This window comes from Niabella sp. (assembly GCF_030150205.1).
GTDB lineage: Bacteria > Bacteroidota > Bacteroidia > Chitinophagales > Chitinophagaceae > Niabella.
The window spans coordinates 424,764-450,492 of record NZ_JASLGT010000009.1 but is presented as its reverse complement, the minus strand read 5'-3'; the positions used below and the strand labels follow the sequence as shown (position 1 = coordinate 450,492).

The following is a 25,729-nucleotide window of genomic DNA, read 5'->3' as shown; positions in this document are numbered from 1 at the left end:
ATTTTTATTTATTTCAAAAATAAAGCATCCGGATAATACATCAGCAGCTGGTATAAACACACTTCTATTTATTGCAAGTGTCATTGTTCAGGCTCCGGTTAAACAATGATTATATCATCTATGCAGCGCATAACTCCGGCAGAAAAAAAGAAAGAAAAGAACATACAGCATCCTTGCAAATCAAGGTCCGCACATTACAGCCGGCCATAACGCAACATCCCGTTTTTGCCTTTCTTAAAAAAAATATCAGAAAAAATTTTGCTATATAAAAAAGGATTTACACCTTTGCATACGCAAATAAAAAAAATTAAAATGCAACGCAGGAATTTACATATTGAAACAAAAGCGTGGTTCAGCCCGATAGGACTGAATACGCGTTGCGGGGCATTTGCTGTAGAAAGTTAAAAATAATTTTTTAATAAAATTCAGGCCCCGCAAGAGATTGCGGGGTTTTTATTTATATGGAATAAATGAATCGAACAACCCTATTCCCTCAATTTACAATGATGATAACCGTCTCCAGCCGGTCTAATGGCGGAGCTATGCATCGGCGTATTCGTAAATCGGAAAAACGGGAACCGGAGTTTTTTACAGGGCATCATGTATAAAGAAAACATGATGATGTAACAAACCCGGTCCTTGAAGGCCGGGTTTTTTATTACAGAAAAGGAGGTGTATCATGAACATCATTTTTATCATCATACTGCTGGTATTTATTGTAGAAAAAATCGCCGGCAGCAAAAAAACAACCGGCACAACAGCGGATCCGGCTACACCAAAGATCGATGATCCGGCTTCTGTACGATTACGATAACTTATTCCTTGCAGGAAAGGAGAAAACACACCCGCGAGATGCAGTAGGGTGTTTATGTTGGCCCTGGTTTAACAGGTAAAACACCACATTGTGACTGTGGACAACAGGGTGCTCCCGATACCGATCAGGACCGGGGTCAATCAATACGGCTTGGTGTAAGGGTAACATGGTCATTCCCCTTTCTTTCTGAAAGGTAAGTAGCGGGTGATCGTTTTCAGTTCAAATCTGAAAGCCGTACGATTTCAGATACTGGTTTATAGTTCAATGGAACAGAACACCTCACTACGAATGAGGAGATGCAGGTTCGAATCCTGCTAAGCCAACAAAAATTGGTTTGTAACTCAAAAGGATTTCAGAGTGCCTGTCTTTTACACCGGGAGTTCAGGGTATCCCGATAGCTATCAGGATTTGGGCACCGCAAACATATGGGTTTGGTATAATGGTATTATGATGATCTCCAAAATTGTCGACACAGGTTCGATTCCTGTAGCCCGTGCTAAAAACAAAAAAAACAGATTGACAAATAAAATCAACAACAATGGAACAACAGCAGTGGCAGCGGTTCGGAGGTGCGTCCTTAAACGAACCGATTGCTGAAGCAGTGAACAACGCGTTACTGGCTGAATGGAATGCCGGCAATACCATACAGGTATGTTTGGGTACGGACAGCCAGGTAAAGGGCACTGTAATTGAATTTGCAACGGTGATCGTCTTTGTACGGAAAGGGAAGGGTGCTTTTCTGTTTCTTCAAAAGACGATGCTTCGTCGGCAAATAAGCATCCGGGAGCGGGTGTTAATGGAAGTGGACAAAACCGTTCAGTTAGGCTTGCAGCTGAATACCGTCCTTGAAAAGCATGGTATCATCCCGGAAGTACATATCGACATTAACCGTTCGCCTGCATACAAAAGTAACGCCGCATTCAGCGCCGCCATGGGCTATGTTTCCGGGATGGGCTGGATCTGCAGGGCAAAACCTTTTGCATTTGCAAGCTCCAGCTGCGCCAATAAAATCGTACAATAAGGCCGTTGCCCAAACACCTACACCAACCACTTTATGACCTCCGGTCTTGTGAGGTCATAAAGTTTAACCAAAAAAAAATGGAACAGGAACCCATACAAAGAGTCATCAATACGAATGAACTATTCGGAAGTTCATTCATCAATGCAAAAGTGCTGTATCTGCATGAGTTTGGAAAATTGCCCAGCACGCTGTTTATCGGTCAGCTGGATGGCGGCAAAGCATTTGTACCGTTAAAGCAATTATTAGCGGATCATACCCGGCATATTTTTCAACACCAGTGGTTCAAACGGAAGCATAAAAAATTCCAATACGAAACGGCCATCTTTCTTTTAGAAAACGGATGTATTATAGAATTGGATGAATGCTGGTGCGAGATCCTGCACGATGGTCATCAGGCTTCATTAACAGCAGCCATTGTAGCCTTGCTGCAGCAATTCCAGGAAAAGAAAAAAAAGGAGCCGTTGGAGATCAACCTCATCGTACGCGACGGGAGCCGGCTGCTGTTGCGATCTATGGAAATAAAGAAGAACAAACTCAACCTGGATCTTTTTTATGAAGCAGATTTCAAGGCGGTAGATGCCCGCATCCGGCAGCGCCTGAACCGGAAAAAGGATAAAGGTATCGTGTTGCTACACGGGTTACCCGGTACCGGGAAAACTTCCTACCTCCGCTACCTGGTTGGAAAGATCCGGAAGCGGGTGCTCTTCCTCTCTCCTTCCATTGCCGGCAACTTAACCAGTCCTGACTTTATCCAGCTGCTGATCAACAACCCGGATACGGTATTGATTATTGAGGATGCGGAAAACATCATTATGGACCGCCGTTACAGTTCCGGCTCATCCGTATCGAACCTGTTAAATATATCCGATGGATTACTGGCCGATTTTTTAAACATACAGCTGATCTGCACCTTCAACAGCGCATTGACACTGATTGATGAGGCATTGTTACGGGAAGGCCGGCTGATTGCCCAATACGAATTCGGAAAATTAGGCGTGGAGAAAGCAAAAGCCCTGGCAGGCCATCTGGGATGTGCGCAAAACATTACCGAACCCTGCACCCTGGCGGAGATCTGTAATGCTGAACCGGTATCCGGCAAACGCACAAGGCCCGCGCCGATCGGTTTTCAGCTGGCGGGGCTGAAAACTGAGGTCTGAAAAGCAGCCGGGAGTATTTCCCATTTACAACATCCTTTCTTACAGGGTTGTTGCGTTTCGCTCTTCAGCTGCGTTTTGAAAAAAAACGTTTTATGAGAAGCCAGTTATTACTCCCACTTGCCTTTCTGTTTGTTGCAGGCCTCTTTTGGACCTGTAATAAGAACCATGAATTCAAATACCGGACGGTGAACTGCAGCGATGAATCCCTAAATAAAATAGAAAGAACCGAGTATATAAGTGAAGCACCACAGGTTGATACATATTACCCGGTTTGGAAAACTATGTTCCTGCAACAAAACAATTTAACAGAAACATTTTTCAATGAGCACATTAACGTGTTTCAAAAAGATACATTTGTTTACAATAACACTACCTACTTGAATGTCGGTATTGAATACCATTCTGAATGGGCATCCGCTAATCTCTATAGTCAGATTATTATCCGGATCAACAATGAGCAATCACCATTTTACAAGAGTGGCCTTCCTGTAGATGCTGACCTTACCAAAGATCAGATCATACAACTCTCAGGTATTAACGGGAACACAATGGGAAATAGACTTATACAATTGTCGGGTAACACAACGTTAAAATATGACTACAATACTGCAAAAGAAAAAATACGGAAAAAACTAAACCTCAATAAACTCTGCGGATGTTGGTGCAGCATTAACAGCAAAGGCCACCTGGCACTTAATTATCACGACAATTTCTTTGACAATACAACTTATTGCACTTCTAGCGAACTCGATCTGGTAACCGGAGAAATAGATGCCAGGGTAAGCGAATGTGTCATTGATTAGGTATACTCCACCTTTAAGGCTTGTTGAAGGTCTTTATTAAAGGAACCCTTTCCTGTTCAATCTCATTTACTTACGCTCCTCCTCTCCCGCATGGATGGCATCCAACGACCAGGGGCCGTTACTGGCAATCAAAAAATAGACCAGCAATAACAATACAACAAGGGCCAGTAAGAGGTTGGAGAAAGGATGCAGCACATTACCAGACTGTCCGGCAAAGAACACCGCGCCCAGCAGGATAGGAATCTGCATCAGGCAGGCCGCTCTTGTAAGCAATCCTAATGTAATGAGCACACCACCCAGAATATGCGCTCCTACAATATAATGTCCTACAAGAATGGTCATAAATGAACTGAACGACATCCAGTCGGGCATCAACCCCATCAGTACATTGTAGTTATTGACAAATTGTACGCCCTTGGCGATCAGGAAAAGTCCCAATCCGATGCGGACAATATCCATCCAGGCGGGGTGATGCCTTTCACCCCAGAACTCAATACGTTGAATCAGTGTCATAGCGCTGTATTTTAAGGTGAACGATTGATAAACAAAGAACCAGTACAAAGTTACAACATCTATACACTATCCATGAAAATTTAAGTTAAAGTCAATCAATCACTTCAGGCAAAAGACCGGCGCAGCCCTGGCTCCCGGTCAAAAAACTGCTGCCGGTTTTGCCGCGTCCCTCCTGCAGTTCTTCTACGGATTTGTTCAATCCGTTACAGTATACGCAGATGTTACAGGGTAATGATCTGAAGTAGTTCGCTGCAGGTAATCCGGTACCACTTTCGTAACATCGGTTCTGATACTGGCCGACTGGTCTTGATACCAATAGCGCAGCTTACCGGAAACGAGCTGCTGATCAATAACGGAATTGGAAAAGGAAAGCGTGGACTGATAGCCCGTTGTATTTAAAGGCTGGGTAAGGGCCCGGTACCGCCCGCCATCATCCAAAAAATTCTTATAGGGCGAAACACGACCGGCAACGATACTGCCGTTCAGCTGGTCGTTAAAATCACCAAACACCATACAATCCTTTCCCTTAAAATAAAGATCCAGACTATCCTTGAGCTCCACGCTCCCTTCTTTGCGCCGGTTATAAGAGGCCGTATCTGCATCTGCCTTGGCATGCAACAATATAAAATGTACCGCGTGCCTTTTCCCGTTTATAACCATGTCTGCACTCAGTAAAAACGGAAACCGCCCGGAGGCAAAACGGACAGCAGCCGTTGCGCTCTGGCTCATGAAGGGTCTTGCCCGCACATTCCGGAAGATATGCTTATTGTATACAAATGCCAGCTTCTGATCGATCCTTGGGTAAGGACTGATCAGGTAGCTGAATTCATTTCCCAAATAGTTCCGGATCATCCGTCCGAAACGGGCTGTGTCCACTACCTCGCAGATCCCGTACATATCTGCATCCAGATAACGCAGAATCTTACCAGCATTCGACTCCTGGATGCCGGCATCGCCTCCAAACCGGGCAGCACCGAACCACTCGATATTCCAGTTTACGATGGTAAGCGCTTTGTAATAGTTTTTTAAATATGCGGTATCCCCGGTGCCTCCCGGGTTTTGAGGATGCTCTTTTGAGCAGGCCCAACAAGCGGCCAGCAGCAGCAGTGCAGGTAACAGGTGTTTCATAAGTTATTATTTCTACCATCAAATTTAAACAATTTTTATGGTTTCCTGTTTTAGAAAAAATCCCTTTTATTTTTAAACCAGTATGGATAACTATGATTGCCAGAATACTCCTTTTTCTGCTTTTTTCTACGGTACCGGCAGCGGTATATTGTCAGACCCGGTATGAGCAAACCGGTTGGGCCGCCTGGTTCAATAATACCAAACTCAACAAAAAATGGGGCTTGTATTTCGATATCCAGGCACGTACCTATGATAACTGGAACGGCATCCGCAATATACTGCTGCGGCCGGGGATCAACTATTATATAACACCTAACCAAACGGCCACGGTGGGATACCTGTATACCCCCACGTTTCCGGCACCAGGTGTGGCTGATGGCCGCACGCTGACCGAACACCGCATCTGGGAACAGTACACCGTTAGTCACCCCGTGTTTACCGGCACCCTCAGTCATCGTTTCCGGCTGGAACAACGGTTCATTGGCAGACAGGACCGTGATATTTTTTCGCAACGGCTGCGGTATTTTTTCCGCGATGTGCAACCCCTGGCCCGGACAGAAAACGGGTTTAAAAAAGGACCATTTGTTGCAATACAGAATGAGCTGTTTTTTAACCTGCAAAATAACGACCAACTAAATGGTTCTTTCTTTGATCAGAACCGCGCCTATATTGCCTTAGGATACCGCGCATCTCCCAAATTTGACATTGAAGCGGGATACCTGAACCAGGCGGTAAAGGGCGCTGCCAGCAATACGATGAACAGTGTAATACAGGTAGTAGTATATACGCGGTTTTAGAAGACATAGGGCCACTAATACACTAAGGAACACGAAGATTTTTACATCTTCTCTTCATGCATCTTCGGGCCTTTGAGGCTTCGTGGCTAATACCCCCTTGCACCAAACAACAGGCTTCCCACCCGTATCATGGTACTTCCGTAATCCAGCGCCAGCTCGTAGTCGCCGCTCATCCCCATGGATAATGTTTCAAGTTTCAGGTTTGATGTTTTTGGTTTTGTGCTCCTTTCAAAAAGTGTCTTCATTGCGGTGAACTCCTGCTTCAGCTTATCGGTATCCTCCGTAAAGCTTGCCATGGCCATCAGCCCCTTTATGGCAATATTAGATAGCACCAATGCACCGGAGCTGATCCGGTCGATCAAAGCAGTAACTTCAGCTCCATCGAAACCAAATTTCGTTTCTTCCTCCGCCACATGCACCTGTAAAAGGCAGTTAATAACCCGGTTATTTTTCCGCGCCTGTTTATCGATCTCTATCAATAATTTCTCACTATCGACTCCGTGGATCAGGTGCACAAACGGTGCAATGTATTTTACCTTATTGGATTGCAGATGCCCGATAAAATGCCAGCGGATATCTTCCGGCAGCTGTGGCTGTTTTTCTACCAGCTCCTGCACATAATTTTCACCAAAATCCCGCTGACCCAGGTCGTAAAGGGCTTGTATATCGCTTACCGGTTTCAACTTGGAAACGGCAACCAGCCGGGCTCCTGTCATCTTTGTTTTTTCCAGGACCACCTTATAATTCTGTTCATTTACCGACATGGGGTAAAAGTAATCAAATTCTAAATCTTAAATACCAAATATCAAATAGCCCATATCAAATCACAAGCTGCAACATTCAGACCTTATTTGTACTGAAATACGTTATACGGCAGAGAGGTCCCTTTTATGCGCAATATAACCACTCCATGTGCCGGTACTTCAAATGATTGTTCTTTATCTATTGACCGGGTATAGTCTTTCCTGTTCCATACATCCCGCATGGTATATCCTTTTCCGGCATCGATGCTCAGTGAATCGGGACTAAATTTTATGGTTGCGCCTGTTTTCGCCCGGTTAAACAATGCCACCGCTATTTCACCGCTCATGGTATGTTTCAAGGGACGGGCCCACACCTCCTGGTCGCCATCGTCCCGCAGCCGGCGTGCCTGGTATACCAGCGGATCCTGGTTAATAGCGATCATATCTTTATTGGTAAGGATCCGGAGGGTTTCTGCCGACATCTTTGTAAGATCATTACCGGCCAGCAGGGGCGAGTTGAGCATACACCACATCGAAAAGTGGGCTTTATCCTCTTCATAGCTCATCCCCCGGCCTACCTGCAGCATATCCATATCATTAACATGGCCCGGCCCGCAATACGGCCACAGCTCCGCGTTCAGATCAATGATCTTTGCAATCGCATCAAATTGTTCCCGTATATCTCCGGATACCCGCCAGGAATTGGCCACATTTACCACCCACTTACCGGGGAATTTCCAGCGGCAAACATTATACAGTGCACCGGGCTTTATGGCGTTGATCAACTGCCCGATCTCCGTATAACGGGTTTGTTCATCCAGTCCCAGCCACTCGCCACCGCACCAGTCTACTTTTATAAAATCAAATCCCCATTTATTCAGCATCAGCTCCAGGTCCTGCCGCTCATGACCATAAAGGCCCATCCCGATGCCAATGGAATCTTTATCCCAATAGGAACCGCAGGTATTGATACCGGCATCGCTATACGTACCCGCCTTTAATCCTTTTGAGTGAATGTAGGCTGCCAGTGCGCCCATCCCGCCGGGAAAACGCACAGGGTGACTTTTAATCGTACCAGCTCCATCCCGGCCTCCGTAAAAACCATCATCGATATTGATAAAACTGTACCCCGCCGCCTGCATGCCGCTGGCCACCAGCGCATCCGTTTGCGCCCGGATGATCCGTTCATTGATATGCACGCGAAAATGATTCCAGCTGGCCCATCCCATCATAGGAGTCTGATGTCCCTGTACGGAGTTCCCGGGTTGCGCATAAACGCCTGAAATAATGATCCACACTGCTAATAAAAGGAGGAATTGTTTTTTCATTGATATCCGTTTAAAAGCGAACTAAAAAATCAATAATTAACTACTACGCAGCTTATCGTTCTAAGGATGCTTGGGTATGCTCCAGTTTGATGCCGGTCCCAATTTCATAAACGTTCAGCTGAATACTGAACGCTTGTTCCAGGTTTCACGTTAAATCCTTTTGATGCCTGTACATTACTGCTAACTGAATACTGACAACTGATTGCTGATGGCTGATAGCTGATGACTGATGGCTAATAGCTCTTCCCCCACCTAATCCTCCAACCCCGTCAGATCTGTTTTCGGCTTGCGAAGATTCCACGCTGCGATCTCCTTCTTACAGGCATCAACCATATCCTGCGTCATTTCGTAATTGTAGTTACCATAGTCACCAAATTCAAATTTCCCTACATAAAAGAATCCATATTTTTCAAAAAAATCAGTCAGGTCTGTTTTTCCCACCTTGCAAACTGTTTTTACAAAATTCAGCTGGTATACAGCCGGGTTCTTCCCACGGTTTCCCCATCCGCCGGAACGGTGTTCTTTACTGCTTTCTTCGGCACCCTGCAGGCGGAAGGCTTCAAAAAGATCCGGGTAAAAATCGGCATACCCGCCCACGCCGGTAAAATACAATTGCAGCTGCCAGAAGGGAATCAGCCGGTTAAACACATCCTTATCCTGAAGATAACAGATCTTGCGGGCAATGATGCTGTCCCGTGCTTTCTGATAGTTCTTTTGTTCGGAGATGCGACTCTTATTCCCAAAAGAAGTGGTTCCGTAAAGCGAGAAGATATTATTGCTTACTTCTCCCAACCCGCCCCAGTTCAGGTAAGGCCGCAGCTGGTGTACATGTCCTACTTCATGACTAAACCCCCAGCAGGGATCGCCCTTGATCACCCGGGCAGGATCAATCACCAGCGGCATGGCGTTGCCTGGTTTGGTACCCATATAAGCTACACCATCCCCATCGCGGAACATGTAATAATTATAGTTTACGCGTGCCAGTATATGATTTTTGGGCACTTTATTATATTTGATCAGGCCAAGAATACGATGCTGGCGGTATACCAGAGAATCATAATTACTGATCAGCTCCACGCCTCTTCCGTATGCATATTTTTTACAATCTTCAGCGGGGTAGGCGATCTGGATATGGCGACCTTTGGCATCGATCACAGGGTATACGGCATGATCAATAAGCTGGTTCCAATCCGAATCGTTGTTCTTTGTAATGTCAAAATAACCGTTTACCTGTCCGTTTACAAAGTGCACCCGGATCGGCTGCTCCTTTTCCGGTTCATCGGAGTAATAATCGATATAGGCCAGTCCGTCATGCTTTTCCAGGTCGATGATATTGATCCCGTTCTTCAATGGGAATTCCTGCCGTTTAATGCCCCAGCCGGCAGGATCCTTGGTGGGATCAATGCCCTCCGGTGCCCGGCGATTCCAGTTGGGTACCAACAACCGCACTTCTTTTCCGGCGGCGATGCCCTCCACCAATACTACCTGGCGGCCCAGGGGAAGATAGATGCCGGTAACACCTTCATACTTACTATAACCATCCCCTATCATCAGCTGACGGCCCAATGTGGTAGGTTTCAGCCAGGCCGTATAATTGGCCACCCGGTAGCCGGTTCCGTATTTTTTATCGGCCATGGATAGGGCCGCTGCCTTTAACTGTGGATCGCTGATCTTTTCGATATCTTTTTTTGTTACCCTTTTTTTTAACTCCAGCGCCATGGGAGATTTGAAAACGTTCAGATCTTTTTCGATCTGTGCAATGTCCGGAGTTTGTGCTCCCGCAATCAACCAGCCCAATAAGCAAGCCGTAAGCAGCCCGATTCTCATATTCATGTAATTTGATGATGCGGTAAAATACAGCATATGTGCCGGTAAAAAATGTGCAAACGGTTGTGCAGATTAAAATTGAATTTGAGAATGTGAAAATTTGAGAATGTGAAAATGTGGGAATGTGGAGATGCCGTTCCTGCTTGTGCTTGGCGCTGCGCGAATAAGCAATCAGAATTAAGAACCTGAAGAAAAAAGTACATGCTAAAAACAATTTGACCAGGATCCTTAAACTTGAAACATGCGTTCAGCTTTCAGTACCCCGTAAGCGAGTATTATTTTGCATCTCCGAAAAATTCCCAGGTCAGCCCTGTCTACATGTTCCCCCAAAAGCAAGAGCCAACGTCAATGGCAAGTAGAACATCAAGTATGAAACCAGAATCTAACTGAACCGGTCTTCAGTTTTCAGCCATCAGCCTTCAGTCGATTATGCCGGAAATCACAGATTTGGCAGCCCGTGCTACTTCAAAATCCCCCGGCTGATCACGATCCGCTGTACTTCACTGGTGCCTTCATAGATCTGGGTGATCTTGGCATCGCGCATCAGCCGCTCTACATGATATTCTTTTACAAAGCCATACCCGCCATGCACCTGCACCGCTTCCACAGCCGCCCACATGGCCGTTTCTGAGGAAAACAGTTTGGCCATAGACGAACTGATATCATAATTCAGATGCTGGTCTTTTTCCCAGGCAGCCTTTAAACACAGCAACCGCGCCGCTTCTATTTTCAGCGCCATATCTGCCAGTTTAAAAGCAATGACCTGGTGGTTCATAATTTCTGTTCCAAAAGATTTACGGGTCTTTGCATAATCCCGGGCCCGCTCAAAAGCCCCGCCCGCAATGCCCAATGCCTGGGAGGCAATACCAATGCGCCCTCCCGCCAGTGTTTTCATGGCAAACTTAAACCCGAATCCATCCTCCCCGATCCGGTTTTCCTTTGGCACTTTTACATCCGAAAAAAGGATCGTATGTGTATCACTCCCGCGGATGCCCATCTTATTTTCCTTAGCCGCAACCGTTACACCGGGCCAGCTCTTTTCAACAATAAACGCATTAATGCCTTTTGATCCTTTTGAGCGGTCGGTTTGCGCAATCACCAGGTATACCGAAGCACTGCTGCCATTGGTGATCCAGTTCTTGGTTCCGTTCAACAGGTAATGGTCACCTTTATCTTCCGCCGTTGTTTGCTGCGAAGTAGCGTCGCTGCCGGCTTCCGGCTCACTCAGCAAAAACGCGCCAATATACAGCTGCCCTTCTTTTTTACCCTGCGCCAGCGGCACCAGGTACTGCTGTTTCTGCACTTCAGAACCGTATTCCTGCAGCCCGTAACAAACCAGGCTGTTGTTTACGCTCATGCATACGCTAACGCTGGCATCCACTTTTGAAATTTCCTCCATTGCCAGTACATAACTGATGGTATCCAATCCGGCACCGCCATATTCGGGTTTTACCATCATGCCCATAAACCCCAGGTCTGCCAGCTTTTCGATCTGCTCCTTTGGAAATTTTTGCTGTTCATCGCGTTCGATCACTCCCGGCAAACATTCCTGGTTGGCAAAATCCCGGGCGGCCTGCTGAATCATTTGCTGTTCTTCCGACAATTGAAAATTCATGCGTGCATCGTTTTGTTTCCACAAATATAAAAGACTGTTTTCTTAAACGAACAAGTGTTCATATATTTACCACCCTGAAATTGATGCGAAACAATGCGTAGCCGGATCCGGGTTATCTTTATGGACCCGGCGGTGGAATATATAGCATCAATGTGTCAGCCTGTTCCGCCAAAAGCGGGATCGCACACTTGTACAGCAGTACATCTGAAAGCTAAGCTGATAGCTTTCAGCCGTCAGATATCAGCTGTGAACGCAGGTTAAAAATAAAAAATGGAAGAAAAAAAGATCTATACAGACAGTAATATACCGGTAAACACCCTGTACACCGCTGCGGATCTGCCGCAGCAAGAGCCGGGGTTACCCGGAAAATTTCCTTTTACCCGCGGCATACAACCCGATATGTATCGCGGAAGGTTATGGACCATGCGGCAATATGCCGGGTTCAGCACCGCTGCAGAAAGCAATAAACGCTATCATTATTTACTATCACAGGGCGTAATGGGACTGAGTGTGGCCTTTGATCTGCCCACCCAGATCGGTTACGACAGCGATCATCCGCTTTCGGAAGGTGAGGTAGGCAAGGTTGGCGTTGCCATCGACAGCATGGAAGATATGGCAGAACTGTTCAATGGCATCCGGCTGGAGGAAGTGTCTACCAGTATGACCATCAACGCCACCGCTTTTATTTTACTGGCCCTGTATGTAGCCCAGGCTAAGACCCAGGGTGCCGATCTTTCCAAAATATCCGGTACCATCCAGAATGATATTTTAAAAGAATATGCTGCAAGAGGCACTTATCGTTATCCTCCCAAACCCTCTATGCGCATCATCACCGATATTTTTGAATGGTGCTCCCAAGAACTGCCCAAATGGAATACGATTTCTATTAGTGGTTATCATATCCGGGAGGCCGGCAGTACCGCTGCCCAGGAGGTCGCCTTTACCTTAAGTAATGGCAAGGCCTATGTAAAAGCGGCGTTGGCAAAAGGGCTGGACATTAATGTATTTGGCAAACGGCTTTCCTTCTTCTTTAATGCCCATAACAACCTGTTTGAAGAAGTGGCTAAGTTTCGCGCGGCGCGCCGGATGTGGGCGCAGATCATGAAGGACCTGGGCGCTACCGATCCCAAAGCGCAGATGCTGCGTTTTCATACACAAACCGGGGGCAGCACCTTAACGGCCCAGCAACCGCAAAACAATATCTCCCGGGTTACGATACAAACACTGGCCGCCGTATTGGGTGGCACGCAATCCCTGCATACCAATGGTTTTGATGAAGCGTTAAGTTTACCCACAGAAGAAGCTGCCCGTATTGCCTTAAGAACGCAGCAGATCGTTGCTTTTGAAAGCGGCGTTACCGATACCGTAGACCCCCTGGCCGGGTCTTATTTTGTAGAAGCGTTGACCAACGAAATGGAACAAAAAGCACAGGAGCTGATCGATCAAATGGATGCCATGGGCGGCAGTATTACGGCTATAGAGGAAGGGTTTATGCAGGAGGCCATTGCCCACAGCGCTTACGAATACCAGCAAAAAATTGAATCGCATGAAAAGATCATCGTAGGCGTGAACCGCTTTCAAACAGCAGAAACCAACACCACTCCGATATTTAAAGTAGACGATAGCATCGGCGCCCTGCAAAAACAAAGGCTGGAACAGTTACGCAATAACCGCGATCAATTGGCCTGTGACCGGATTCTTTCCGCACTCCGCTCAAAAGCATCCGGAACGGAGAATATCATGCCTTCGGTCATTGAAGCAGTGGAAGCCCGGTGTACCCTGGGAGAAATTGCAGGCACCCTGGTTGATGTATTTGGTGAATATAAATAAGAACGGATGTCTGCAACCCTTCTGCTGTTCGGATTGGGCCTGGGATTTGTTTACACCATGATCCTTATGGGTCTCTTTGGCCTATCCTTCAAACCCAAATGGCTCCTCGTTGCCTTAATACCGGCCATCCTCTCCGGCATCCGCTTTTTGCTGGGCAATACGGCCGCCAACTTTAGCATTTTCGCAGGTATTTCCCTGGTGTTCCTGATGGCCATTACCGGCATTATTTATTCCAGTATTGCAGATGCCCCCCGGATCGTACGATCAAAAAATAAAAAAGACCGCCGGGTCACTTATGGAAATATTGTTTTATTAAGCGGACTGCTGGGGATCCTCTACCAGCTCTATGTATTGGTGGTGATTCTTTCCTATATCCTCAACGCCCCCGCTCTATGGGGTAGCCGGGAAGACTATACCGGCTTGATCCGGTCATTGCAATTCCAGGTGGGCAGTGCGGTATTCATCCTCCTGTTGTCTGCCATTTTTATTGCAGCAGCCCGTCTGAAGCAATCAGATCGATGGGCCCTGTTAAGCTGGACCCGCGTGGATCTATCCCGCTTCCAGGTATACCGGCCATCCTGGAACCGGCTGGTGGGTTATGCCTTTGGCCTTTTGATGATCCTGCTATTCTTTAAAACCGGCGAGCAAAACGGCTGGTTTGTCTTTTTAAAAAATTTCGGGATCGTATCGTTCAAAGCCATGATACTAAATATGGCTGTCCTGTTCTTTTTGGGTTACAACCTGCTGTTCCTGGCAATAGACCCAAAGAACTGCGCTAAAGCAAATATGCAGCGGATCCTTCTCCTGCTTCGTTCTGCTTACTTCGGGCTCTTTGCCGCCGCAGCACTGATCCCGTTTTTCATCCTGGCTTCCTCAAAGAATATGGAACTGAATTTAAACTCCGAGATCATCCTGTTCCTGGGACTGAACCTGGTGTTGCTGATCACGGAGATCATTCTTTTTTTAAAGATTTCAAAGCATTTCAGAGGTCCAATAAAAAAAGCTACATTTTAAAAAGCCCCAGCTACCGCTCTGTAGCCGTCATCTCTAAAAGAAAATAACCAACCGTCTTTTATCTTTTACGATTTGATTGGCTTCATTTTTTCAGGTTTCCCTATTTTTGAAGGATGCGACAGATTATAGTACTGCTGAGTCTGGTTTTATTAAACACCGTTTGTTTTGCCCAGCTATCCATTAAAGGAACCATCCATGATGAAACAGCCACGCCACTTGCCGGCACAACCATCGAATTTTACAGCAGTGGCCAGGCTGCAAAAACATTAGCGGCAGATGCTTCCGGAAGCTTTGAGATCGATGCCCTCAGGGCCGGGGAAAAATACCTCTTGCAGGTTTCCGCTGCGGGGTACCAGGAGCAGGCCCTGGCCATTCAGCTACAGGGCGATACCACACTGAGTATCATTCTGGCGCGCAGCAGTACTGTATTAAAAGGCGTAACAGTAACCAGCAAAGCCAGGCTGATCGAAGTTAAGCCCGACAAAACCGTCGTTAACCTGGCAGACAATATGACCATTGTTGGCAACAGTATCGCCGAAACCCTGGGAAAGATCCCCGGACTCCAGATGAACGGCGACCGGGTTACCATTCCGGGTAAGGGAGAAGTGCAACTGATGCAGGATGGGCGGCTGATCCAGCTTTCGCAAAAAGACCTGCTTAACTATTTAAAGTCCATCCCCGCCGGCAATGTTTCCAAAATAGAGATCATCACCAATCCCTCTGCGGCTTATGATGCGGCAGGAAATGCGGGGTTGATCAATATCATTACCAAACGCAGCAAGCAACAGGGATATAACGGAAGCATCCAGGCCGGTTACAAACAATGGCAGCACTATCCGGGTATGGATGTTACCGGCAATATCAATTATAATGCCGGCAAATGGAATGTTTATGCCAATGCCAACCTGTTCCGGATCCGCCATAAATACGGCTTCCGCTGGGAAGAATATTACCCGGACCGCTCCTGGATCATGAGCGATACCGGCGATTACAAACAGCATAACCTCGTGCTGAATGCCGGGGCCGACTACCAGCTCTCGCAAAAATCACAGATCGGGTTCAGCACCGGTTTCTCAAGGTACTTTGAAGGCGGGGCCGATTATGTTCGTAATCATTTTTACAACGGGCAGGGACAAACGGATTCCGTATTGACCACCTATGCCACCTACATACCGCTGGCCAAATCCCAATCCTATAATCTTTACTATAAAACCAAACTGGATACGGCCGGTAAAACCTTTTCAATGGATGGCAGTTTTCTTACCTTTTACCGAACTGATGAATCCAATGTAACCGCTAAAACGTTTACACCGGAAGGTGCACCCATCGACCCTTCCACGGCTCGTTTTTACAATAACACCATGCAAAACATTAATATTTATGCGTTAAAAACAGATATGGAGTTTCCTACCCGCGTAGCAAAACTGCAATGGGGCGGCAAGGTAAACTTTATTGAAACCTACAATAATATGCGGTATTACCGCGTAACTGAAGCCGGTAATGACTATGACGGGCAACTGAGCAATGAATATAAATACACAGAAAACACCCAGGCGCTTTATTTAAACGGCAGCCGGGAAGCCGGGAGCTGGTCCTTCCAGGCCGGTCTGCGGGGAGAACTTACCCAAACCAGCGGGTATTCCTATATCCGGCAACAGGGCAACAAAAACAACTATGTAAAATTATTCCCCAACGCTTTGATCAATTTTAAAAAAGATGATCAAAACAGTTTTGCCCTTAGCTATAATAAGCGGGTACGCCGTCCTACTTTCTGGAACCTGAATCCTTATATTTCCATACTTACGGCATATAGCTATTACGAGGGCAACCCGTTTTTGCAACCAGAATACAACAGTAATTTTCAACTGCAGCATAACTTTAACAACAAACTCACCAGTGCTTTTTTTGTAGCCCTTACCAACAACGGGTTTGATGATATCACCATTGCGCATGTAGATACCAATTTCGTGATGCGCACTCCCAAAAATTTTGTCAATAGCACCCGCATTGGTGTTTCTGAAACCTATAATTTCTCCGCCATCCGCTGGTGGGAAAGCAATAACCTGTTTAATCTTTACTATACCAACGGACGGTCAATGCTCGATTATGTGGAAGGGCGGAAAGGTTGGGGTGCCTATGTTTCCAGCAGCAATACTTTTTATTTAAACAGCAACAAAACCCTGTCGGCCGCTGTAAACTTCTGGTACCAGTTCCGGGAAGTAACCCTCGTGAATCAATCGGATGCTTATTACAACATTGATCTGGGTTTGAATGCGCAACTTCTAAAAGACAAGCTATCACTGAATGCCAATTTACAGGATGTATTCGGCACCGGCGGTGCTTCATATACCACGGTGATCAATGGCATCCGGCAGAAATATGCCAACCTGCAGCTGAACCGGAATTTTTCATTAACCCTGATCTTTAAATTTGGTAAAAAAGAAGCTGCGGCAACAGAGCGCGCCAACAGTAACCAGGAAGAGCGGGAACGGATATAGTCATCAGTTTTCAGTTATCAGTTTTTAGTTTTTAGTTATGAGTATATTAATATCTGGTATAAAATGAATCGATCCGGTTTAAAAACAATGGGGCTTTTATGCCTGTTCCTTGGCTCCTTTCCGGCAACTGCACAAAGGGTCTCAAGGATCCATAACAAAGCCATCGTCGTAGACGGACACAATGATGTCACTTCGGCATCCGTCGTTCAGGGAAGAGACATTGCGCAGCCACAGCCGGACCGGCAAACAGATTTTATCCGGTGGAAAAAAGGAGGATTGGATGTACAGTTCTTTTCCATTTTTACGGGACCAGTAGCCCATAACCCGAAAGGGGTATATGCCGATGCCAATGACCAGATCGACTCACTGGAAGTATTGATCCGCCGTCATCCGCAGCAGATCATGCTGGCGAAGAGTTCTAACGAGATTCAACGCGGCTTAAAAGAAAAAAAGCTGGTAGCCCTGATCGGTGTGGAAGGCGGGCATATGATCGAGGATGACCTGGGCAAACTTGAAGCGCTTCAAAAGCGGGGTATGCGCTACCTGACCCTTACCTGGAACAACAGCAACTCCTGGGCTACCAGTGCCATGGATGAAACCCTGCATGCCGACACGTTAAAACATAAAGGACTCACTAGTTTTGGACGATCGGTCGTAAGAAAGCTGAATGAGCTGGGCGTATTGGTAGATCTTTCCCATACCGGCGAGCAAACATTTTATGATGCTATTGCAACCAGCACCCGGCCGGTGATCCTGTCGCATAGTTCTGTTTATAACCTTTGCCCGGTTTTCCGTAATGTAAAGGACGACCAGATTAAAGCCGTTGCAAAGAACGGCGGGGTTATCTGCATCAATTTTTATTCGGGCTTTATCAGCAAAAAATTTGATGAACGGCTAACCTCACTAAATACAACCATTGGGCAACAGTTTACCGACTCCGTTTTCAAACAGACCGGCGATCTGCAACAGGCGCGCAAACAATGGCAGGGCTATCAAAAACAAGAAATGGAAAAAGTACGGCCAACCGTTTCAGATGTTGTGGATCATATCGACTATATTGTAAAAATGGTGGGTGATGATTATGTAGGTATCGGATCCGATTTTGATGGCATTGGTTCCGTTCCCATCGGGCTTGAGGATGTAAGCGCCTATCCCCATATAACGGCCGAATTATTGAAACGGGGTTATAGCAAAAAATCGATCCGGAAAATATTGGGTGGAAATGTATTGCGGGTGGTCAGGGCCAGCTTTTAATAACCGGTGAACGTTAATAACAAGATGAAAAGACTGTTCCTTCCATTCCTGCTGCTCGCAGGCCATTTATCAATTGCTCAAAAAACAATTGTCTATACCTGGGTGCACTACAGTGGCACCATTGGCAGCTATCCGGTTGAAGTAAAAATAAGATGCACCAAAAATGCCGACTCCATCTGGGGAGAATACTATTATACCCGCAAGGGAAATTCCTCAACCATTTCTCTCGACGGAACCACAGGTACTAACGGAGCAAAGATCAGTGAGCAGTCCTATAACCGGCAATTAGGGCAACACGAAAAGACAGGGGCATTTGTACTCAATGCCATCGGCAGCAGGGAGCTAACCGGTACCTGGTCCGATGCGCAGCGTACACTTCCGGTTCAGTTAAAACGGGTGGAGAACGATTTTATCAATGAGCTGTCCGGATGGGATATCCGGTTGCAGCTTTATAAAGGGAAAGAAGAAAATGCCGGTGGCTCCCTGCAAACCTATACCAGGGCCAATAAACTCATCATTCACGACCCGGTAAAAAAAAGCACCGAGGCGCTGGGCGGTTTTGATGAGGCCATGTACAACCACCACGGCGAAATAGAACTGGAAGATCTTAACTTTGATGGATATCCGGACCTGAAGATTCCCATCTATTTTCCGCAGGCAACAAAAAATGATGGTTCTTTCCTCTATTTTATTTACAACCCGCAAACGCGCCAATTTGCTTCCAGCAAAGCACTAACGGACCTGGGCTATCTCGACTTTAATGCGCATACGAAAGAGTTCCGGAAATCCGATGCTGATGGACGGGGCAACGAAGGCGATGCCTACTATAAATGGGTGGGCGCTAAATGCTATCTCGTCCGGGAAGTCCGGACCTATGAAGATAGTCCGAAGGTTTTTTACACGGAATATACGATCCGGAACGGGCAATCCGTTAAAACAAAAACTTATAAAAAGTAGGATCCCGTATTTTGAAAAGGCAGCTTTTGCGATTGTGTTTAAACGCAGGGAGCCTTACATACATCGCGGTCAACACTCCACCGCAAGGGTTTTTCGCAATGTTCGCAAAGGGTTATAGCGTATCCTTGCGGTAAACATTTAACCACAAGCGGCCGGAAAGCGGTGGTTCGTTGCACGCTTAGATTATGTTGGACACGCTGTTATTGCAACACTTGCGGTTTCATATGAAACGCAAAAAACGCCAGGTTTTTTCGCAATGTTCGCAAAGAGTCGTAAGCGATCCTTGCGGGTTCCTTGCGCACCTTGCGGTAAAATATGAACCGCAAGAACGCAAGGGTTTCACAAGGCTTGCAAAATGATTAAACAACAATTGCTCCTGGCGACCTTTGCGGATACTTGGCGCGCTTTGCGGTTAAGGTTTAAACCGCTCCGGTGGTTATCTTTGCACCACTGAATCGCATTATGATGAAAATAAAAATCCTTCTGTTGGTTGCCCTGTTAACCGGTGCATATATGCCGGGAAATGCCCAGGTAACCTTTACAGACAACCCGGTATATAAGATCACCTACGCATCCAGTTTTAACGGGAAAACGCCGGAGCGGCAAAACAAGATCTGGGTATTTGCAGGTCCCCGGCAAACCCTGCTGACCACGGAAAAAGATTTTACCGGCCAAGCCGCCTATCCTTTTGAGCTCTCCATGATCGACCGGTTAACCAACCGGCAGGAGCTCTTTGCATTCCTTAATGACCGCGAAACCATTACCGCTTCCGACACGGCCTTGCGCAGTCAACATTTCGAATTGCTGGATGAAACCAAAGAAATACTGGGTTATCGCTGTAAAAAGGCAAAAACCGTGGTCAACTCCAATACCATCGAATTATGGTACACGGATCAACTCCCGGTAAAAGCAGCACCTTCGATCCTTGGACAAAACCTGGGCCTGGTGCTGGAACAGATGCGCAACGGCAATAATGTGATCCGGGCCGAAAAAATCGAAAAGCAGAAAATGCTCCGCCCATCCTTCATGGCCCGTCCGGCATTACAAACCGATCTGCTGAGCTATCGCGATGCCATCTGGAACAGCCGGTTTACAACCATTCCGCTGTTTACCAACCAGGTAATTAATTTTTCCGATACCAGCCACGCTACCGGCGATGTAATGCGTTTTGCCAACGGTACCATCGTCGTAAAAAAGGTAAAAATACCCGCGCTGGACAGCAGCAGCACGCTGTTCCTCGATCTCCGGGAACAATCGAATGGGGATGCATACGACCGCACCGGCACGGTATTTCTCATTCCAACCAATGCCAAACAGTCGTTCCTGGATGGATTAAAGAACGGCGCCAAAACCCTTCCCGCTTATACCAATGGCAATGGCAAAACCTACCAGGGGGTGGTAGCTACTCCGGATTATGCCCCACCGCTGGAGCTGATGCGCTTTTTTACCCCTTTTGGTGTAAAACAGTTCAACCATATCCAGCTCAAAGGAAAACAATGGCAGGAGGCGGTTCCCTACCGGCAGGATATCACCGATTTTGCCGCCGCACTCAATAACAAGGAAGTATATATCGGCGTATTCATTGGTAATTATGATAAGGGCGGACATAAAATAACCGCTCATCTTACCATTCACAGGGGCGGTCCGGACAAACCAAAACAAACCATCCTGCCGCTCTTCAATACCCTCAATATTATGGAAATGGCCGGACAGGATTATGCCACGATGTTCGATAGTGAAAACGGGCTTACGGTACATTTCCGGATCGATCATCCCCTGGAAAATGCCCATCTTCTTTATACCTCCACAGGGCATGGGGGCTGGGGCAATGGCGATGAGTTTGTACCCAAAAAAAATACGATCCTGCTCAATCAAAAGGTCATCTTTGACCTGGTGCCCTGGCGACAGGACTGTGGCTCATACCGGCTGTACAATCCCGCATCGGGTAACTTTAACAGCGGGCTCTCCTCTTCCGACTTAAGCCGTTCCAACTGGTGCCCCGGAACAGTAACCAATCCCTTTCGCATTGAACTTGGCCATCTGGAAGCAGGGGATTATACCCTGCAGGTGAAGATCCCGCAGGGAAAGCCAGAAGGCTCCAGTTTCAGCGCCTGGAATGTTTCCGGTGTTTTAGTGGCCGATTAGTGCCATCTAAACCGAAAAAACCGCAATTTTACGCAAGATTTTCGCTATAAAAGAGTCTTATAACTATTTATACCGATCATTAATCATACAATTAAAAAAATATTCATTTGAACCGGATTTCAACGCCCTTACTCCTGCTGATACTGCTATTGGGTACCCAGGCTTGTCATGAAAAGAAAAAAGCCGCGCCTGCCGGTCAAAAAAAAGGTACTGCCAAGGTGGATGCTTTTATTGTAAAGACAGAAGCCTTTGCTGAAAATATCGAAACCCCGGGCACGATCGTTGCCAATGAAGTAACGGAAATTCATCCCGAGGTGTCCGGCCGCATCACCCAGCTCAATATCCGTGAAGGCCAGTTTGTATCGCAGGGCACCGTGCTGGCAAAGATCTATGACGGCGACCTGCAGGCGCAGTTAAAAAAACTGGAGGCCCAGCTCAATATTGCCAAAGTAAACGAAGACCGTGCCCGGCAACTGGTCGATATCCAGGGCATCAGCAAACAGGATTACGACAACAGCCTGCTCACCATGCAAAACATTCAGGCAGATATGGCATTGATCCGTACCGAAATTTCCCGTACCGTGATACGGGCACCCTTTACCGGTAAAATGGGATTAAAGGCCATCAGCATCGGCGCCTATGTAACACCCGCCACGGTTATTGCCACCATCAACCAGACCAGCACTCTTAAAATCGACTTTGTGGTGCCCGAAAAATATACCTCTAAAATAGCGCCCGGGCAGATCGTTAATTTTACCGTTGAAGGCAGCCCTGCAAATTATGCGGCAAAAGTAATGGCCACAGAATCCAATGTAGCGGTTGCCAACCGGAGCCTTACCGTAAGAGGAACGGTAACGGGCAGCACACAGGGCCTGATACCCGGGGCCTTTGCCAAGGTGAAGATCAGCTTTGCGCCCAAAAGCAACGCGCTTTTTATTCCCACACAATCCATTCTTCCTACGGCGCGTGGCAAACAGGTGATCCTGGTGAACAATAGCAAGGCCGTCTTTTCAGATGTGGAAACGGGCAGCAGGGATTCTGCACGGGTTGAGATTATCAAAGGACTTAAACCGGGGGATACCATCCTTGTAACCGGGGTAATGGCTACAAAGCCCAATGCAAAAGTGAGCATAAATAAAATCGTTAACTGAACAAGGTGATGGTACATCATCCAATACATTATTGATGAATATTTCTGAGCTAAGTTTGAGGAGGCCGGTGCTGGCCATTGTGATGAACGTGGTGATCATCGTATTTGGGTTCATCGGCTTCAAATTCCTGGGAGTGCGGGACTACCCGGCTATTGATCCGCCCAATATCAGCGTGCGTACCACCTATCCCGGGGCCAATGCCGACATCATCGAAAGCCAGATCACGGAACCCCTGGAGGATGCCATCAACGGTATCGCCGGTATCCGGAATATTACGTCCAGCAGCAGTAACGGCAGCAGCAATATTAATGTGGAATTTGAAGTAGGCGCCAACCTGGAAGCCGCGGCCAATGATGTACGGGATAAGGTTTCTGCGGCACAGCGCCAGCTGCCTCCCGACCTCGAAGAACCTTCTGCGGTAACCAAGGCCGATGCCAGTGCAGAACCCATTCTATCCATGACGGTGCAAAGCAGTACCCGGAACCCGTTGGAGTTAACAGAATATGCCACCAATAACCTGATCGACCGCCTGCAAACCATTCCCGGTGTCAGCAGCATCGACACCTGGGGTCAAAAGCGCTTTGCCATGCGGCTATGGCTCGATCCCAATAAAATGGCCGCGTTCAACATTACAGCGGCCGATATCCAATCGGCCCTTCAACGGCAAAATATTGAGCTGCCCTCCGGTAAACTGACCGGTGAAAATACGGAGCTCACCATCCGGACGTTTGGCCGGCTCGACACCGAAGAAGAATTCGAAAACATCATTGTTAAAAATGTAGGCGGTGCCGATATCCGGGTGAAAGATGTGGCCAATGTGGTGCTGGGACCGGAGAACGAAGAATCTGCATTAAAAGAAAGTGCCATTCCCATGATTGCGCTGGCCATTGTTCCACAGCCGGGCGCTAACTATGTTTCTATTTCCAATGAATTTTACAAGCGGCTCGAAATCATAAAAAAAGAAGTACCGGATGATATCAAACTAAATATCGCGCTGGATCAGACCCAGTACATTAAAAAATCGATCACGGAAGTAGAAGAAACCCTGTTTATTGCCATCGGGCTGGTGGTGATCATCATCTACCTCTTCTTCCGCGACTGGGTACTATCCATTCGTCCGCTCATCGACATCCCCGTTTCGTTGATCGGTGCCTTCTTCATCATGTATGTTATGGGCTATACCATCAACGTATTGTCGCTCCTGGCCATCGTACTGGCAACGGGTCTGGTGGTGGATGACGGTATTGTGGTTACGGAAAATATCTTTAAAAAACTGGAGCAGGGCATGAGTAAGCGGAAAGCCGCCCTGGAAGGTTCCAAAGAGATCTACTTTGCGGTGATCGCCACTTCCATCACGCTTGCGGTCGTTTTCCTTCCGATCATCTTCCTGCAGGGATTTGTAGGCAGCCTGTTCCGCGAATTTGGCATTGTGGTAGCCGGTGCCGTATTGATCTCTGCCTTTGTATCGCTTACCCTAACGCCGGTCTTAAACGTTTTTGTTGCTAAAAAGAACGTACATAAGCATTCCTGGTTCTACAATAAAACGGAACCCTTTTTCCGGGGGATGGAGCAATATTATGAGCGGTCCCTTAAAGCATTTATGAATGTACGCTGGGTATCCTGGCTGATCGTTGTCGCTTGTTTTGGTATCATTCTGTTCATTGGCCGGAATATCCAATCGGAACTGGCGCCCATGGAAGACAAAAGCCAGTTCCGGTTAAACCTTACGGCACCGGAAGGAACCTCTTTTTATGCCATGGATGACTATGTGAACAAGGTGTCGCAGTTCCTCATCGATTCTGTTCCTGAAAAAGAGATCGTGCTTTCCATTACCGGGTCAAGGATGAGCGGAAGCGCCAACTCCGGAATGGTTCGGGTACGACTGGTGCCCCCCAATGAGCGGAGCCGCTCGCAAAAAGAGATCGTGGATTATGTAAACCGGCATGTTTCTAAATACACTGAAGCCCGGGCCTTCGCCATACAGGATCAAACCATCCAGGTAAACCGCCGCGGCGGACAGGATGTGCAGTTTGTGATCCAGAACAACGACTTTGAAAAGCTTTCCGAGATCCTGCCCAGGTTCCTGGATGAATGTAATAAAAGCGATATCCTGCAGCAGGTAGATGCCGATCTTAAGTTTAATAAACCAGAGCTGCGGGTACATGTAGACCGATTAAAAGCGGCACAGTTGGGTGTTACCATCAGCGATGTGTCGCAGGCATTGCAAACGGCCTATAGTAACCAGCGCCTGGGCTATTTTACCCGGAGCGGAAAGCAATACCAGGTAATGGCGCAGGTAGACCGTATAAACCGTGACGATCCCAACGACCTGAAAAAGATATTTGTACGCAACAACCTGGGGCAACTGATCAGCCTGGATAATATTACCACTGCGGTAGAATCCACTACCCCGCCCACTATTTACCACTTCAACCGTTATAAATCGGCCACTATATCTGCCGGACTTACAGAAGGCCATACCGTGGGTGATGGAGTAAAAGAAATGAACCGGATCGCAAAAAAGGTACTGGACGAATCCTTTACCAGCTCCCTGAGTGGCTCTGCCCGTGATTTTGCGGAAAGCAGCAGCAATACCAGCTTTGCCTTTTTGCTGGCACTGGGCCTCATCTTCCTGATCCTGGCCGCACAGTTCGAAAGTTTTGTGGATCCCCTTATCATCATGATTACGGTACCCCTGGCCCTGGCGGGTGCCCTGCTTTCCCTCTGGATCTTCGGGCATACCCTCAATATTTTTTCAGAGATCGGTATGATCATGCTTATTGGGCTGGTAACCAAGAACGGGATCCTGATCGTGGAATTTGCCAACCAGAGCCGCAAGAAGAACATGGGCAAAATAGACGCCGTAATTTTTGCCGCAGGCCAGCGGCTGCGCCCCATTCTTATGACGAGTATGACCATGGCCCTGGGCGCGCTGCCCATTGCCTTGTCGCTGGGCGCTGCGGCCACCAGCCGTATTCCGCTGGGTATTGTAATTGTAGGCGGTATCATTTTTTCGCTGGTGCTTACCCTGTATGTGATACCTGCTATTTACAGTTATCTTTCTTCCAATAAAAAGAATAAAGAATTTGATGAAATGCTCCGGCAGGAAGATAATAGCACACAAAAAAATTAAT

19 protein-coding genes and 2 tRNA genes are annotated in these 25,729 nt (G+C 47.1%); 15 read left to right on the top strand and 6 right to left on the bottom strand.

What is annotated here, in order from left to right:
* Positions 1 to 679 precede the first annotated feature (679 nt).
* From Q1V85_RS09830 to Q1V85_RS09805, 6 genes are all read left to right on the top strand, one after another.
* A complete protein-coding gene (locus tag Q1V85_RS09830; protein ID WP_300599372.1) occupies positions 680 to 814 on the top strand; it encodes a hypothetical protein in 135 nt (44 codons plus the stop codon).
* A 250-nt stretch (positions 815 to 1,064) separates the two neighbouring features.
* Positions 1,065 to 1,137: transfer RNA gene (locus tag Q1V85_RS09825), tRNA-Arg, on the top strand.
* Between the two features lie 102 nt (positions 1,138 to 1,239).
* Positions 1,240 to 1,310 (top strand) — tRNA-Trp (locus Q1V85_RS09820).
* 42 nt (positions 1,311 to 1,352) lie between these two features.
* Entirely contained in the window at positions 1,353 to 1,835 is a 483-nt protein-coding gene (locus Q1V85_RS09815; protein WP_300599371.1) for a ribonuclease H-like YkuK family protein, read from the top strand.
* Positions 1,836 to 1,912: 77 nt separating this feature from the next.
* Complete coding sequence (locus Q1V85_RS09810; RefSeq protein WP_300599369.1) at positions 1,913 to 2,992, top strand: AAA family ATPase; 1,080 nt, start codon at positions 1,913 to 1,915, stop codon at positions 2,990 to 2,992.
* A 92-nt stretch (positions 2,993 to 3,084) separates the two neighbouring features.
* Positions 3,085 to 3,795 (top strand): hypothetical protein, encoded by a 711-nt coding sequence (locus Q1V85_RS09805; protein WP_300599367.1) that lies wholly within the window; start codon positions 3,085 to 3,087, stop codon positions 3,793 to 3,795.
* Positions 3,796 to 3,861: 66 nt separating this feature from the next.
* On the opposite strand, the gene Q1V85_RS09800 is transcribed toward Q1V85_RS09805, so the two are convergent.
* A complete protein-coding gene (locus tag Q1V85_RS09800; protein ID WP_300599366.1) occupies positions 3,862 to 4,308 on the bottom strand; it encodes a DoxX family protein in 447 nt (148 codons plus the stop codon).
* A gap of 195 nt (positions 4,309 to 4,503) precedes the next feature.
* Positions 4,504 to 5,436, bottom strand: a complete 933-nt coding sequence (locus Q1V85_RS09795; protein ID WP_300599364.1) for an endonuclease/exonuclease/phosphatase — start codon at positions 5,434 to 5,436, stop codon at positions 4,504 to 4,506.
* A gap of 92 nt (positions 5,437 to 5,528) precedes the next feature.
* On the opposite strand from Q1V85_RS09795, the gene Q1V85_RS09790 reads away from it, so the two are divergent.
* Positions 5,529 to 6,233 (top strand): DUF2490 domain-containing protein, encoded by a 705-nt coding sequence (locus Q1V85_RS09790; RefSeq protein ID WP_300599362.1) that lies wholly within the window; start codon positions 5,529 to 5,531, stop codon positions 6,231 to 6,233.
* Positions 6,234 to 6,319: 86 nt separating this feature from the next.
* Here Q1V85_RS09790 and Q1V85_RS09785 read toward each other — a convergent pair whose 3' ends face one another.
* The 4 genes from Q1V85_RS09785 to Q1V85_RS09770 form a co-directional block, all read right to left on the bottom strand.
* Complete coding sequence (locus tag Q1V85_RS09785; protein ID WP_300599361.1) at positions 6,320 to 6,997, bottom strand: YggS family pyridoxal phosphate-dependent enzyme; 678 nt, start codon at positions 6,995 to 6,997, stop codon at positions 6,320 to 6,322.
* A gap of 83 nt (positions 6,998 to 7,080) precedes the next feature.
* Positions 7,081 to 8,304, bottom strand: a complete 1,224-nt coding sequence (locus Q1V85_RS09780) for a glycoside hydrolase family 27 protein (protein WP_300599359.1) — start codon at positions 8,302 to 8,304, stop codon at positions 7,081 to 7,083.
* A 252-nt stretch (positions 8,305 to 8,556) separates the two neighbouring features.
* Positions 8,557 to 10,131 (bottom strand): M60 family metallopeptidase, encoded by a 1,575-nt coding sequence (locus tag Q1V85_RS09775; protein ID WP_300599357.1) that lies wholly within the window; start codon positions 10,129 to 10,131, stop codon positions 8,557 to 8,559.
* A gap of 460 nt (positions 10,132 to 10,591) precedes the next feature.
* Complete coding sequence (locus Q1V85_RS09770) at positions 10,592 to 11,746, bottom strand: acyl-CoA dehydrogenase family protein (RefSeq protein ID WP_300599354.1); 1,155 nt, start codon at positions 11,744 to 11,746, stop codon at positions 10,592 to 10,594.
* Positions 11,747 to 12,016: 270 nt separating this feature from the next.
* Here Q1V85_RS09770 and Q1V85_RS09765 point away from each other — a divergent pair, with 270 nt between their 5' ends.
* The 8 genes from Q1V85_RS09765 (at position 12,017) to Q1V85_RS09730 (ending at position 25,728) form a co-directional block, all read left to right on the top strand.
* A complete protein-coding gene (locus Q1V85_RS09765) occupies positions 12,017 to 13,576 on the top strand; it encodes a methylmalonyl-CoA mutase family protein (protein ID WP_300599351.1) in 1,560 nt (519 codons plus the stop codon).
* Between the two features lie 6 nt (positions 13,577 to 13,582).
* Entirely contained in the window at positions 13,583 to 14,590 is a 1,008-nt protein-coding gene (locus Q1V85_RS09760; protein WP_300599349.1) for a hypothetical protein, read from the top strand.
* Positions 14,591 to 14,703: 113 nt separating this feature from the next.
* Positions 14,704 to 17,088: an outer membrane beta-barrel protein gene (locus Q1V85_RS09755; protein ID WP_300599348.1), complete on the top strand. Its 2,385-nt coding sequence runs from the start codon at positions 14,704 to 14,706 to the stop codon at positions 17,086 to 17,088.
* Positions 17,089 to 17,151: 63 nt separating this feature from the next.
* The gene (locus Q1V85_RS09750) at positions 17,152 to 18,342 is read left to right on the top strand and encodes a dipeptidase (protein ID WP_300599346.1); all 1,191 of its coding nucleotides are present in this window, start codon (positions 17,152 to 17,154) and stop codon (positions 18,340 to 18,342) included.
* Positions 18,343 to 18,366: 24 nt separating this feature from the next.
* Positions 18,367 to 19,299, top strand: coding sequence for a hypothetical protein (locus tag Q1V85_RS09745; RefSeq protein WP_300599344.1), 933 nt, complete (start codon positions 18,367 to 18,369; stop codon positions 19,297 to 19,299).
* Positions 19,300 to 19,761: 462 nt separating this feature from the next.
* Complete coding sequence (locus tag Q1V85_RS09740; protein ID WP_300599343.1) at positions 19,762 to 21,444, top strand: PNGase F N-terminal domain-containing protein; 1,683 nt, start codon at positions 19,762 to 19,764, stop codon at positions 21,442 to 21,444.
* 107 nt (positions 21,445 to 21,551) lie between these two features.
* Positions 21,552 to 22,595, top strand: coding sequence for an efflux RND transporter periplasmic adaptor subunit (locus Q1V85_RS09735; protein ID WP_300599341.1), 1,044 nt, complete (start codon positions 21,552 to 21,554; stop codon positions 22,593 to 22,595).
* Between the two features lie 34 nt (positions 22,596 to 22,629).
* Complete coding sequence (locus tag Q1V85_RS09730) at positions 22,630 to 25,728, top strand: efflux RND transporter permease subunit (protein ID WP_300599339.1); 3,099 nt, start codon at positions 22,630 to 22,632, stop codon at positions 25,726 to 25,728.
* The last annotated feature ends 1 nt before the right edge of the window (position 25,729 follow it).